Annotated in this window: 12 protein-coding genes and 1 pseudogene; 12 read left to right on the plus strand and 1 reads right to left on the minus strand. The window is 35.9% G+C overall.

Annotated features, from left to right (window positions below):
• Positions 1 to 2 precede the first annotated feature (2 nt).
• The 12 genes from HT708_RS02030 to HT708_RS02080 all read left to right on the plus strand — a co-directional run bounded on the left by HT708_RS02030 (position 3) and on the right by HT708_RS02080 (position 12,014).
• Positions 3 to 197 (plus strand): DUF951 family protein, encoded by a 195-nt coding sequence (locus HT708_RS02030; protein ID WP_000285186.1) that lies wholly within the window; start codon positions 3 to 5, stop codon positions 195 to 197.
• A gap of 83 nt (positions 198 to 280) precedes the next feature.
• Positions 281 to 1,396 (plus strand): redox-regulated ATPase YchF, encoded by a 1,116-nt coding sequence (gene ychF / locus HT708_RS02035; RefSeq protein WP_001218715.1) that lies wholly within the window; start codon positions 281 to 283, stop codon positions 1,394 to 1,396.
• A gap of 71 nt (positions 1,397 to 1,467) precedes the next feature.
• Positions 1,468 to 2,037, plus strand: coding sequence for an aminoacyl-tRNA hydrolase (gene pth, locus HT708_RS02040; protein WP_000163917.1), 570 nt, complete (start codon positions 1,468 to 1,470; stop codon positions 2,035 to 2,037).
• Positions 2,038 to 5,547: a transcription-repair coupling factor gene (gene mfd, locus HT708_RS02045; protein ID WP_023936245.1), complete on the plus strand. Its 3,510-nt coding sequence runs from the start codon at positions 2,038 to 2,040 to the stop codon at positions 5,545 to 5,547.
• Between the two features lie 57 nt (positions 5,548 to 5,604).
• Complete coding sequence (locus HT708_RS02050) at positions 5,605 to 5,871, plus strand: RNA-binding S4 domain-containing protein (protein WP_001234978.1); 267 nt, start codon at positions 5,605 to 5,607, stop codon at positions 5,869 to 5,871.
• On the plus strand, positions 5,864 to 6,232 hold the full coding sequence (locus HT708_RS02055; RefSeq protein ID WP_000041903.1) for a septum formation initiator family protein: 369 nt from the start codon (positions 5,864 to 5,866) through the stop codon (positions 6,230 to 6,232). The genes HT708_RS02050 and HT708_RS02055 overlap by 8 nt, the downstream gene beginning before the upstream one ends.
• Before the next feature lie 4 nt (positions 6,233 to 6,236).
• Positions 6,237 to 6,359, plus strand: coding sequence for an SP_0009 family protein (locus HT708_RS12110; protein WP_000429334.1), 123 nt, complete (start codon positions 6,237 to 6,239; stop codon positions 6,357 to 6,359).
• Complete coding sequence (locus HT708_RS02060) at positions 6,352 to 7,620, plus strand: serine hydrolase (protein WP_172925909.1); 1,269 nt, start codon at positions 6,352 to 6,354, stop codon at positions 7,618 to 7,620. Before HT708_RS12110 ends, HT708_RS02060 begins: the two co-directional genes overlap by 8 nt.
• Complete coding sequence (tilS, locus tag HT708_RS02065; protein ID WP_054388171.1) at positions 7,617 to 8,894, plus strand: tRNA lysidine(34) synthetase TilS; 1,278 nt, start codon at positions 7,617 to 7,619, stop codon at positions 8,892 to 8,894. The genes HT708_RS02060 and tilS overlap by 4 nt, the downstream gene beginning before the upstream one ends.
• A 4-nt stretch (positions 8,895 to 8,898) precedes the next feature.
• Positions 8,899 to 9,441, plus strand: coding sequence for a hypoxanthine phosphoribosyltransferase (gene hpt, locus HT708_RS02070; protein WP_000892175.1), 543 nt, complete (start codon positions 8,899 to 8,901; stop codon positions 9,439 to 9,441).
• A gap of 15 nt (positions 9,442 to 9,456) precedes the next feature.
• Positions 9,457 to 11,415 (plus strand): ATP-dependent zinc metalloprotease FtsH, encoded by a 1,959-nt coding sequence (gene ftsH / locus HT708_RS02075; protein WP_000744568.1) that lies wholly within the window; start codon positions 9,457 to 9,459, stop codon positions 11,413 to 11,415.
• Between the two features lie 119 nt (positions 11,416 to 11,534).
• Positions 11,535 to 12,014 carry a sigma-70 family RNA polymerase sigma factor gene (locus HT708_RS02080; RefSeq protein ID WP_000588858.1) on the plus strand — a complete coding sequence of 160 codons (480 nt, stop codon included), beginning with the start codon at positions 11,535 to 11,537 and terminating at the stop codon, positions 12,012 to 12,014.
• A gap of 296 nt (positions 12,015 to 12,310) precedes the next feature.
• On the opposite strand, the pseudogene HT708_RS02085 reads toward HT708_RS02080, so the two are convergent.
• A pseudogene (locus tag HT708_RS02085) lies at positions 12,311 to 12,743 on the minus strand (ISNCY family transposase); the annotation flags it as partial.

The following is a 12,743-nucleotide window of genomic DNA, read 5'->3' on the forward strand; positions in this document are numbered from 1 at the left end:
GTATGTATCAAGTTGGAAATTTTGTTGAAATGAAAAAACCACATGCTTGCACCATCAAGTCAACAGGAAAAAAAGCTAATCGTTGGGAAATTACACGTGTAGGAGCAGATATCAAAATCAAATGCAGTAATTGTGACCATGTTGTCATGATGGGACGCTATGATTTTGATCGAAAAATGAATAAAATTATTGACTGAGAACCCTTAGTTAGAGGGTTAGCAAGTTTTCCCTTTTTGTGTTATAATATTAGGGATTGAAATGAAAACGGAGAATGAGAAATATGGCTTTGACAGCAGGTATCGTTGGTTTGCCAAACGTTGGTAAATCAACACTATTTAATGCAATTACAAAAGCAGGAGCAGAGGCAGCAAACTACCCATTTGCGACGATTGATCCAAACGTTGGAATGGTTGAAGTTCCAGATGAACGCCTACAAAAACTAACTGAAATGATTACTCCTAAAAAGACAGTGCCAACAACATTTGAATTTACAGATATTGCAGGGATTGTAAAAGGAGCTTCAAAAGGAGAAGGGCTAGGGAATAAATTCTTGGCCAATATTCGTGAAGTAGATGCGATTGTTCACGTAGTTCGTGCTTTTGATGATGAAAATGTGATGCGCGAGCAAGGACGTGAAGACGCCTTTGTAGATCCACTTGCCGATATTGACACCATTAACCTAGAATTGATTCTTGCTGACTTAGAATCGGTGAACAAACGATATGCGCGTGTAGAAAAGATGGCACGTACGCAAAAAGATAAAGAATCAGTAGCTGAGTTTAATGTTCTTCAAAAGATTAAACCAGTCCTTGAAGATGGGAAATCAGCTCGAACTATTGAATTTACAGATGAGGAACAAAAGGTTGTAAAAGGTCTTTTCCTTTTGACGACTAAACCAGTGCTCTATGTTGCTAATGTTGACGAGGATGTGGTTTCAGAACCTGACTCTATCAACTATGTCAAACAAATTCGTGAATTTGCAGCGACAGAAAATGCTGAAGTAGTCGTCATTTCTGCGCGTGCTGAGGAAGAAATTTCTGAATTGGACGATGAAGATAAAAAAGAGTTTCTTGAAGCCATTGGTTTGACAGAATCAGGTGTAGATAAGTTGACGCGTGCAGCTTACCACTTGCTTGGATTGGGAACTTACTTCACAGCTGGTGAAAAAGAAGTTCGCGCTTGGACTTTCAAACGTAGTATGAAGGCTCCTCAAGCAGCTGGGATTATCCACTCAGACTTTGAAAAAGGATTTATTCGTGCAGTAACCATGTCATATGAGGATTTAGTGAAATACGGATCTGAAAAGGCCGTAAAAGAAGCTGGACGCTTGCGTGAAGAAGGAAAAGAATATATCGTTCAAGATGGCGATATCATGGAATTCCGCTTTAATGTCTAAAAAATTAATAAATGGTGTCAATTAGGTTGGAAAAAAATTCCAACCCTTTTGGCTTTTGAAAGGAAAAATAAATGACCAAATTACTTGTAGGCTTGGGAAATCCAGGGGATAAATATTTTGAAACAAAACACAATGTTGGTTTCATGTTGATTGACCAACTAGCGAAAAAACAAAATGTCACTTTTACACACGATAAGATATTTCAAGCAGACCTAGCATCCTTTTTCTTCAATGGAGAAAAAATTTATCTGGTTAAACCAACGACCTTTATGAATGAAAGTGGAAAAGCAGTTCATGCTTTATTGACTTACTATGGTTTGGATATTGAAGATTTACTTATCATTTACGATGACCTTGACATGGAAGTTGGAAAGATTCGTTTAAGAGCAAAGGGCTCAGCAGGTGGTCACAATGGTATTAAGTCTATTATTCAACATATTGGAACTCAGGTCTTTAACCGTGTTAAGATTGGAATTGGGAGACCTAAAAATGGTATGTCAGTTGTTCACCATGTTTTGAGTACCTTTGACAGGGATGATTATATCGGTATTTTACAGTCTATTGACAAGGTTGACGATTCTGTAAACTACTATTTACAAGAGAAAAATTTTGAGAAAACAATGCAGAGGTATAATGGATAAATGGTGACCTTATTAGATTTATTCTCAGAAAATAATCAGATCAAAAAATGGCATCAAAATTTAACAGATAAGAAAAGACAACTGATACTTGGTTTATCAACGTCTACTAAGTCTCTTGCAATTGCAAGCAGTTTAGAAAAAGAAGATAAGATTGTATTGTTGACGTCAACTTATGGAGAAGCAGAAGGACTTGTTAGTGATCTTCTATCTATCTTGGGTGAGGAACTTGTCTATCCATTTTTGGTAGATGATACTCCTATGGTGGAGTTTTTGATGTCTTCACAAGAAAAAATCATTTCACGGGTTGAAGCCTTGCGTTTTTTGACTGATTCATCTAAGAGAGGGATTTTAGTTTGTAATATCGCAGCAAGTCGATTGATTTTACCGTCTCCCAATGTATTCAAAGATAGTATTGTAAAAATCTCACTTGGTGAAGAATATGATCAACACGCGCTTATCCATCAGTTAAAGGAAATTGGCTATCGAAAAGTTACACAAGTACAAACTCAAGGCGAATTTAGTCTGCGAGGAGATATTTTAGATATTTTTGAAATATCCCAGTTAGAACCTTGCCGAATTGAGTTTTTTGGTGATGAAATTGATGGTATCAGGTCATTTGAAGTAGAAACACAATTATCGAAAGAAAATAAGACAGAACTCACAATCTTTCCAGCTAGCGACATACTTTTGAGAGAAAATGATTATCAACGAGGTCAGTCAGCTTTAGAAAAACAGATTTCAAAAACGTTATCACCTATTTTAAAATCATACTTAGAAGAAATTCTTTCAAGTTTTCACCAAAAACAAATGCATTCTGATTCACGGAAATTTTTATCTTTATGCTATGATAAGACATGGACTGTATTTGATTATATTGAAAAAAACATACCAATATTCTTTGATGATTATCAAAAATTGATGAATCAGTATGAAGTCTTTGAAAGAGAATTAGCGCAGTACTTTACAGAAGAATTACAGAATAGTAAAGCATTTTCTGATATGCAGTATTTTGCTGATATTGAACAAATCTATAAAAAACAAAGTCCGGTGACTTTTTTCTCTAATCTTCAAAAGGGACTAGGAAATCTCAAGTTTGACCAAATTTATCAATTTAATCAATATCCTATGCAGGAGTTTTTCAATCAATTTTCTTTTTTAAAAGAAGAAATTGAACGATACAAAAAAATGGATTACACTATTATCCTGCAATCTAGCAATTCAATGGGAAGTAAAACATTGGAGGATATGTTAGAGGAATATCAGATTAAATTGGATTCCAGAGATAAGTCAAGAATCTATCAACAATCTGTAAACTTAATTGAGAGTAACCTAAGACATGGTTTTCATTTTGTAGATGAAAAGATTTTATTGATAACTGAACATGAGATTTTTCAAAAGAAATTGAAACGTCGTTTTCGAAGACAGCATGTTTCAAACGCAGAGAGATTAAAAGATTACAATGAACTTGAAAAAGGAGATTACGTTGTTCACCATATTCATGGGATTGGTCAATATCTAGGAATTGAAACAATTGAAATCAAGGGGATTCACCGTGATTATGTTAGTGTTCAATACCAAAACGGGGATCAAATCTCTATCCCAGTAGAACAGATTCATCTACTGTCTAAATATGTTTCAAGTGATGGGAAAGCTCCAAAGCTCAATAAATTAAATGACGGTCATTTTAAAAAGGCCAAGCAAAAGGTTAAGAACCAGGTAGAGGATATAGCTGACGATTTAATTAAACTCTACTCTGAACGTAACCAGTTGAAGGGTTTTGCTTTTTCAGCTGATAATGAAGATCAAGATGCCTTTGATGATGCTTTCCCTTATGTTGAAACGGATGATCAACTTCGTAGTATTGAGGAAATCAAGAGAGATATGCAGGCTTCTCAGCCAATGGATAGACTTTTAGTTGGGGATGTTGGTTTTGGAAAGACTGAAGTTGCTATGCGTGCAGCCTTTAAGGCAGTCAATGATCACAAACAGGCTGTCGTCTTAGTTCCGACGACGGTTTTAGCGCAACAGCACTATACAAATTTTAAGGAACGATTCCAAAATTTTGCAGTTAATATTGATGTATTGAGTCGCTTTAGAAGTAAAAAAGAGCAGACTGAAACACTTGAAAAATTAAAAAACGGTCAAGTTGATATTTTGATTGGAACCCATCGTGTTTTGTCAAAAGATGTTGTGTTTGCTGATTTGGGCTTGATGATTATTGATGAAGAACAACGATTTGGTGTCAAGCACAAGGAAACCTTGAAAGAGTTGAAGAAACAAGTGGATGTCCTAACTTTGACCGCTACTCCAATCCCTCGTACCCTCCATATGTCTATGTTGGGAATCAGAGATTTGTCTGTTATTGAAACTCCGCCGACTAATCGTTATCCTGTTCAGACATATGTTTTGGAAAAGAATGATAGTGTCATTCGTGATGCTGTTTTGCGTGAAATGGAGCGTGGAGGTCAAGTTTACTACCTTTACAACAAAGTTGACACGATTGACCAGAAGGTTTCAGAATTACAGGAGTTGATTCCAGAGGCTTCGATTGGTTATGTTCATGGTAGAATGAGTGAAATCCAGTTGGAAAATACTCTACTAGACTTTATTGAGGGACAATACGATATCTTGGTGACGACTACCATTATTGAGACAGGGGTGGACATTCCAAATGCCAATACTTTGTTTATTGAAAATGCGGACCATATGGGTTTGTCAACCTTGTATCAGTTAAGAGGAAGAGTCGGTCGTAGTAATCGTATTGCTTATGCCTATCTCATGTATCGTCCAGAAAAATCAATCAGTGAAGTCTCTGAAAAGAGATTAGAGGCAATCAAAGGATTTACAGAATTGGGCTCTGGATTTAAGATTGCTATGCGAGATCTTTCGATTCGTGGAGCAGGGAATCTCCTAGGAAAATCCCAGTCTGGTTTCATTGATTCTGTTGGTTTTGAATTGTATTCACAGTTACTAGAGGAAGCTATTGCTAAACGAAACGGTAATGCTAACGCTAACACAAGAACCAAAGGGAATGCTGAGTTGATTTTGCAAATTGATGCCTATCTTCCTGATACTTATATTTCTGACCAACGACATAAGATTGAAATTTACAAGAAAATTCGTCAAATTGACAGCCGTGTCAATTATGAAGAGTTACAAGAGGAGTTGATAGACCGTTTTGGAGAATACCCAGATGTAGTTGCTTATCTTTTAGAGATTGGTTTAGTCAAGTCATATTTGGACAAGGTCTTTGTTCAACGTGTGGAAAGAAAAGATAATAAAATTACAATTCAATTTGAAAAAGTCACTCAACGACTGTTTTTAGCTCAAGATTATTTTAAATCTTTATCCGCAACGAACTTAAAAGCAGGCATCGCTGAGAATAAGGGATCAATGGAGCTTGTATTTGATGTCCGAAATAAGAAAGATTATGAAATTTTAGAAGGTCTGCTGATTTTTGGAGAAAGTTTATTAGAGATAAAAGAGTCTAAGAAAGAAAATTCCATTTGATATTTTTCTTCTATAAAGTAGATAAAAATGGTACAATAATAAGTTGAGGTAATAAGGATGAGATTAGACAAATATTTAAAAGTATCACGAATTATCAAGCGTCGTACAGTCGCAAAGGAAGTAGCAGATAAAGGCAGAATTAAGGTTAATGGAATCTTGGCCAAAAGTTCAACGGATTTGAAAGTTAATGACCAAGTTGAAATTCGCTTTGGCAATAAGTTGCTACTTGTAAAAGTACTGGAGATGAAAGATAGTACAAAAAAAGAAGATGCAGCAGGCATGTATGAAATTATCAGTGAAACACGGGTAGAAGAAAATGTCTAAAAATATTGTACAATTGAATAATTCTTTTATTCAAAATGAACACCAACGTCGTCGCTACCTGATGAAAGAACGACAAAAACGGAATCGTTTTATGGGGTGGGTATTGATTTTGATTATGCTATTATTTATCTTGCCAACTTTTAATTTAGCGCAGAGCTATCAGCAATTACTCCAAAGACGTCAGCAATTAGCAGACTTGCAAACTCAGTATCAAACCTTGAGTGATGAAAAGGATAAGGAGACAGCATTTGCTACCAAGTTGAAAGATGAGGATTATGCTGCCAAATATACACGAGCGAAGTACTATTATTCTAAGTCGAGGGAAATAGTTTATACGATTCCTGACTTGCTTCAAAGGTGATAAAATGGAAAATTTATTAGATGTAATTGAGCAATTTTTGAGTTTATCAGATGAAAAGCTGGAAGAATTGGCTGATAAAAATCAATTATTGCGTTTACAAGAAGAAAAGGAAAGGAAGAATGCGTAAATTCTTAATTATTTTGTTGCTACCGAGTTTTTTGACCATCTCAAAAGTCGTTAGCACAGAAAAAGAAGTCGTCTATACTTCGAAAGAAATTTATTACCTTTCACAATCTGACTTTGGTATTTATTTTAGAGAAAAGCTAAGTTCTCCTATGGTTTATGGAGAAGTTCCTGTCTATGCGAATGAAGATTTAGTAGTGGAATCTGGAAAATTGACTCCTAAAACAAGTTTTCAAATAACCGAGTGGCGCTCAAATAAACAAGGAATTCCGGTATTTAAGCTATCAAATCATCAATTTATAGCTGCGGACAAACGATTTTTATATGATCAGTCAGAGGTAACTTCAACAATAAAAAAAGTATGGTTAGAATCTGACTTTAAACTGTATAATAGCCCTTATGATTTAAAAGAAGTGAAATCATCCTTATCAGCTTATTCGCAAGTATCAATCGACAAAACCATGTTTGTAGAAGGAAGAGAATTTCTACATATTGATCAGGTTGGATGGGTAGCTAAAGAATCAACTTCTGAAGAAGATAATCGGATGAGTAAAGTCCAAGAAATGTTATCGGAAAAATATCAGAAGGATTCATTCTCTATTTATGTTAAGCAACTGACTACTGGAAAAGAAGCAGGTATCAATCAAGATGAAAAGATGTATGCAGCTAGCGTTTTGAAACTCCCTTATCTCTATTATGCGCAAGAAAAAATAAATGATGGTCTTTATCAGTTAGATACGACTGTAAAATACGTATCTGCAGTCAATGATTTTCCAGGTTCTTATAAACCAGAGGGAAGTGGTAGTCTTCCTAAAAAAGAGGATAATAAAGAGTATTCTCTCAAGGACTTAATCACAAAAGTATCTAAAGAATCTGATAATGTAGCTCATAATCTATTGGGTTATTACATTTCAAACCAATCTGATGCCACATTCAAATCCAAGATGTCTGCCATTATGGGAGATGATTGGAATCCAAAAGAAAAATTGATTTCTTCCAAGATGGCCGGGAAGGTCATGGAAGCTATTTATAATCAAAATGGATTTGTGCTAGAGTCTTTGACTAAAACAGATTTTGATAATCAGCGAATTGCCAAAGGTGTTTCTGTGAAGGTAGCTCATAAAATTGGGGATGCGGACGAATTTAAGCATGATACGGGTGTTATCTACGCAGATTTTCCATTTATTCTTTCTATTTTCACTAAGAATTCTGATTATGATACGATTTCTCAGATAGCCAAGGATGTTTATGAGGTTCTAAAATGAGAGAACAAGATTTTTTAAATCATTTTCTCAAGAGAGGATATTTTAAAAAGCATACTAAGGTGGTGCTAGCTCTTTCTGGTGGATTAGATTCTATGTTTCTATTTAAGGTATTGTTTACTTATCAAAAAGAGTTAGAGATTGAATTGATTCTGGCTCATGTGAATCATAAGCAGAGAATTGAATCAGATTGGGAAGAACAGGAATTAAGGAAGTTGGCTGCTGAATCTGGACTTCCTATTTATGTCAGCAATTTTTCAGGAGAATTTTCAGAAGCGCGTGCACGAAATTTTCGCTATGATTTTTTTCAAGAGGTCATGAAAAAGACAGGTGCGACAGCCTTAGTCACTGCCCACCATGCGGATGACCAGGTGGAAACGATTTTGATGCGCTTGATTCGAGGTACTCGCTTGCGCTATCTATCAGGAATTAAGGAGAAGCAAGTAGTCGGAGAGATAGAAATCATTCGTCCCTTCTTGCATTTTCAGAAAAAAGACTTTCCATCAATTTTTCACTTTGAAGATACATCAAATCAGGAGAATCATTATTTTCGAAATCGTATTCGAAACTCTTACTTACCAGAATTGGAAAAAGAAAATCCTCGATTTAGGGATGCAATCTTAGGCATTGGCAATGAAATTTTAGATTATGATTTGGCAATAGCTGAATTATCTAACAATATTAATGTGGAAGATTTACAGCAGTTATTTTCTTACTCTGAGTCTACACAAAGAGTTTTACTTCAAACTTATCTGAATCGTTTTCCAGATTTGAATCTTACAAAAGCTCAGTTTGCTGAAGTTCAGCAGATTTTAAAATCTAAAAGCCAGTATCGTCATCCGATTAAAAATGGCTATGAATTGATAAAAGAGTACCAACAGTTTCAGATTTGTAAAATCAGTCCGCAGGCTGATGAAAAGGAAGATGAACTTGTGTTACACTATCAAAATCAGGTAGCTTATCAAGGATATTTATTTTCTTTTGGACTTCCATTAGAAGGTGAATCAATTCAACAAATACCTGTTTCACGTGAAACATCCATACACATTCGTCATCGAAAAACAGGAGATGTTTTGATTCAAAATGGGCATAGAAAAAAACTCAGACGTTTATTTATTGATTTGAAAATCCCTATGGAAAAGCGAAAATCTGCTCTGATTATTGAGCAATTTGGTGAAATTGTCTCAATTTTGGGAATTGCGACCAGTAATTTGAGTAAAAACACGAAAAATGATATAATGAACACTGTACTTTATATAGAAAAAATAGATAGGTAAAAAAATGTTAGAAAACGATATTAAAAAAATTCTCGTTTCACACGATGAAATTACAGAAGCTGCTAAAAAATTAGGTGCTCAACTCACTAAAGACTATGCAGGAAAAAATCCAATCTTAGTCGGGATTTTAAAAGGATCTATTCCTTTTATGGCTGAATTGGTTAAACATATTGATACACATATTGAAATGGACTTCATGATGGTTTCTAGCTACCATGGTGGAACAGCAAGTAGTGGTGTTATCAATATTAAACAAGATGTGACTCAAGATATCAAAGGAAGACATGTTCTATTTGTAGAAGATATCATTGATACAGGTCAAACTTTGAAGAATTTGCGAGATATGTTTATTGCAAGAGAAGCAGCTTCTGTTAAGATTGCAACCTTGTTGGATAAACCAGAAGGACGTGTTGTAGAAATTGAGGCAGACTATACCTGCTTTACTATCCCAAATGAGTTTGTAGTAGGTTATGGTTTAGACTACAAAGAAAATTATCGTAATCTTCCTTATGTTGGAGTATTGAAAGAAGAAGTGTATTCAAATTAGAAAGAATAATTTTTAATGAAAAAACAAAATAATGGTTTAATTAAAAATCCATTTCTATGGTTATTACTTATTTTTTTCCTAGTTACAGCTTACCAGTATTTTAGTACAGGTAGTGTTGCAGGGAAAAGTGAGCAAATTAATTATACAGAATTGGTAAAAGAAATTACCGATGACAATGTAAAAGAATTAACCTACCAACCAAATGGCAGTGTTATCGAAGTTTCGGGTGTTTATAAAAATCCTAAAACAAGTAGAGAAGAAACAGGCATTCAGTTTTTCACGCCATCTGTTACTAAGGTAGAGAAATTTACCAGCACTATTCTTCCTGCAGATACTACCGTATCAGAATTGCAAAAACTTGCTACTGACCATAAAGCAGAAGTAACTGTTAAGCATGAAAGTTCAAGTGGTATGTGGATTAATCTACTCGTATCCATTGTGCCATTTGGAATTCTATTCTTCTTCCTATTCTCTATGATGGGAAATATGGGAGGAGGAAATGGCCGTAATCCAATGAGTTTTGGACGTAGTAAGGCTAAAGCTGCAAATAAAGAAGATATTAAAGTAAGATTTTCAGATGTTGCTGGAGCTGAGGAAGAAAAACAAGAACTAGTTGAAGTTGTTGAATTCTTAAAAGATCCAAAACGATTTACAAAACTTGGGGCTCGTATTCCAGCAGGTGTCCTTCTGGAGGGACCTCCGGGAACAGGTAAAACTTTGCTTGCTAAAGCAGTCGCCGGAGAAGCAGGTGTTCCATTCTTGAGTATCTCAGGTTCTGATTTTGTAGAAATGTTTGTCGGAGTTGGAGCTAGTCGTGTTCGTTCTCTTTTTGAAGATGCCAAAAAAGCAGCGCCAGCTATCATCTTTATCGATGAAATTGATGCTGTTGGTCGCCAACGTGGTGTCGGCCTCGGTGGAGGAAATGATGAACGTGAGCAAACCTTGAACCAACTCTTGATTGAGATGGATGGTTTTGAGGGAAATGAAGGGATTATCGTCATTGCTGCGACAAACCGTTCAGATGTACTAGACCCTGCCCTTTTACGTCCAGGACGTTTTGATAGAAAAGTATTGGTTGGTCGCCCTGATGTTAAAGGTCGTGAAGCAATCTTGAAAGTTCATGCTAAGAACAAGCCTTTAGCAGAAGATGTTGATTTGAAATTAGTGGCTCAACAAACTCCAGGCTTTGTTGGTGCTGATTTAGAGAATGTCTTGAATGAAGCAGCCTTGGTTGCTGCTCGTCGCAATAAATCGATAATTGATGCTTCAGATATTGATGAAGCAGAAGATAGAGTGATTGCTGGACCTTCTAAGAAAGATAAGACAGTTTCACAAAAAGAACGTGAATTGGTTGCCTACCATGAGGCAGGACATACCATTGTTGGCCTAGTCTTATCGAATGCCCGCGTTGTTCATAAGGTTACAATTGTACCAAGAGGCCGTGCAGGCGGATACATGATTGCACTTCCTAAAGAAGATCAAATGCTTCTATCTAAAGAAGATATGAAAGAGCAATTGGCTGGCTTAATGGGTGGACGTGTAGCTGAAGAAATTATCTTTAATGTCCAAACTACAGGAGCTTCAAACGACTTTGAACAGGCGACACAAATGGCGCGTGCAATGGTTACAGAGTACGGTATGAGTGAAAAACTTGGCCCAGTACAATATGAAGGAAATCATGCTATGTTTGGTGCACAGAGTCCTCAAAAATCAATTTCAGAACAAACAGCTTATGAAATTGACGAAGAGGTTCGTTTATTATTGAATGAAGCACGAAATAAAGCTGCTGAAATTATTCAGTCAAATCGTGAAACTCACAAGTTGATTGCAGAAGCACTATTGAAATACGAAACATTGGATAGTACACAAATTAAATCTCTCTATGAAACAGGAAAGATGCCTGAAGCAGTAGAAGAGGAATCTCATGCATTATCTTATGATGAAGTAAAGTCAAAAATGAATGATGAAAAATAACCCAAAGAGAGGCAAGACCTCTCTTTTTTGTGCAGTTGAGGAGCTAAAGGGTGCAGAATGGATGAAATGTACCAAAAGTGTTTCTAATCTGTTAGACTGTATCTAGAAAGGGGAAAATTATGATTAAAGAATTGTATGAAGAAGTCCAAGGGACTGTGTATAAGTGTAGAAATGAATATTACCTTCATTTATGGGAATTGTCGGATTGGGACCAAGAGGGAATGATATGTCTATATGAATTGATTAGTAAAGAAGAAGGATTAGTAGAAGATATCTCTCGTTTAAGGAAATATTTTAAGACTAAGTTTCGGAATCGAATTCTAGACTATATCCGTAAACAAGAAAGCTACAAACGAAGATATAATAAAGAACCATATGAAGAAGTAGGTGAGATTAGTCATCGTATAAGTGAGGGAGGTCTGTGGATAGATGACTATTATCTCTTTTATGAAACACTAAGAGATTATAGAAACAAACAAAGTAAAGAGAAACAAGAAGAGCTAGAACGCATTTTAAGAAATGAACGATTCCGAGGGCGTCAAAGAGTGTTAAGAGACTTACGTATTGTGTTTAAAGAGTTTGACATCCGTAGCCGGTAAGAAGCAATGCAAAAAAATGAAAAAAATAGGAAAAGGTGTGTCAATCGAAAGTGATGATGCCCCAAAAAATGGTGAGATTGAGGGCAATTATTTTGCTTTCATTTGACACGAGGAACCCTTGAAGCTGTTTTTTCAGCTAAACCAAGGCTAGTCTTAGCCTTGGCTCTCTAGCCTCACAACTCCAAGCCTCTTATCAAATGAAATGCTTGTCTTAGACTCCTTACTTTCTCTCTCCTAAATGTAAGGGATAGAGTGATTTCCTTTAAGGAACAGCTTCCCATTTAGCGAGAAATAGATTATACTTGTAGCTGAGGAGAATGAAGCTCCTCACTAGTAAACTCTTCATAATCCTTTTTATTTTTCTGAAGATATTGTTTGAAAGATGTGAGTTTCCACGGATGGGTTTGTGGAGGGACATACTTGCGTCTTTCTTTTTTTGTTCTGGTTCTGATTCAAAGTTTTTCGAATAGAGTTCATGAACTAGTAGCTCCTTTGTGTGATAGATCTTGTCAGCGATATTGAGGTAGATGTCACCGTCAACTTCTTTTATAACGAATGCTTTCGTCTTTCTGCTGAAGTAGACTTCTTTTCCTTGTTCAACAGGGATATAGCAACGATTTTGGAATCGGATATGGTGTCCACTATCGACGACTCTCTCCGCCAGTCTAGCCAGAATGAGATTTCGTTCAGAGGGCTTAGGAGCCTCCTCAAAGACAGAGAGTTTTGTCT

Source organism: Streptococcus sp. 3613, assembly GCF_013277375.1.
In the GTDB taxonomy this organism is placed as follows: Bacteria; Bacillota; Bacilli; order Lactobacillales; family Streptococcaceae; genus Streptococcus; species Streptococcus pseudopneumoniae.

What these genes read in the sequence shown, in the direction of transcription:
- HT708_RS02030 (WP_000285186.1), top strand. Translation starts at nt 3, where the DNA reads ATGTATCAAGTTGGAAATTTTGTTGAAATGAAAAAACCACATGCTTGC.
- ychF (WP_001218715.1), top strand. Translation starts at nt 281, where the DNA reads ATGGCTTTGACAGCAGGTATCGTTGGTTTGCCAAACGTTGGTAAATCA.
- pth (WP_000163917.1), top strand. Translation starts at nt 1,468, where the DNA reads ATGACCAAATTACTTGTAGGCTTGGGAAATCCAGGGGATAAATATTTT.
- mfd (WP_023936245.1), top strand. Translation starts at nt 2,038, where the DNA reads ATGGTGACCTTATTAGATTTATTCTCAGAAAATAATCAGATCAAAAAA.
- HT708_RS02050 (WP_001234978.1), top strand. Translation starts at nt 5,605, where the DNA reads ATGAGATTAGACAAATATTTAAAAGTATCACGAATTATCAAGCGTCGT.
- HT708_RS02055 (WP_000041903.1), top strand. Translation starts at nt 5,864, where the DNA reads ATGTCTAAAAATATTGTACAATTGAATAATTCTTTTATTCAAAATGAA.
- HT708_RS12110 (WP_000429334.1), top strand. Translation starts at nt 6,237, where the DNA reads ATGGAAAATTTATTAGATGTAATTGAGCAATTTTTGAGTTTATCAGAT.
- HT708_RS02060 (WP_172925909.1), top strand. Translation starts at nt 6,352, where the DNA reads ATGCGTAAATTCTTAATTATTTTGTTGCTACCGAGTTTTTTGACCATC.
- tilS (WP_054388171.1), top strand. Translation starts at nt 7,617, where the DNA reads ATGAGAGAACAAGATTTTTTAAATCATTTTCTCAAGAGAGGATATTTT.
- hpt (WP_000892175.1), top strand. Translation starts at nt 8,899, where the DNA reads ATGTTAGAAAACGATATTAAAAAAATTCTCGTTTCACACGATGAAATT.
- ftsH (WP_000744568.1), top strand. Translation starts at nt 9,457, where the DNA reads ATGAAAAAACAAAATAATGGTTTAATTAAAAATCCATTTCTATGGTTA.
- HT708_RS02080 (WP_000588858.1), top strand. Translation starts at nt 11,535, where the DNA reads ATGATTAAAGAATTGTATGAAGAAGTCCAAGGGACTGTGTATAAGTGT.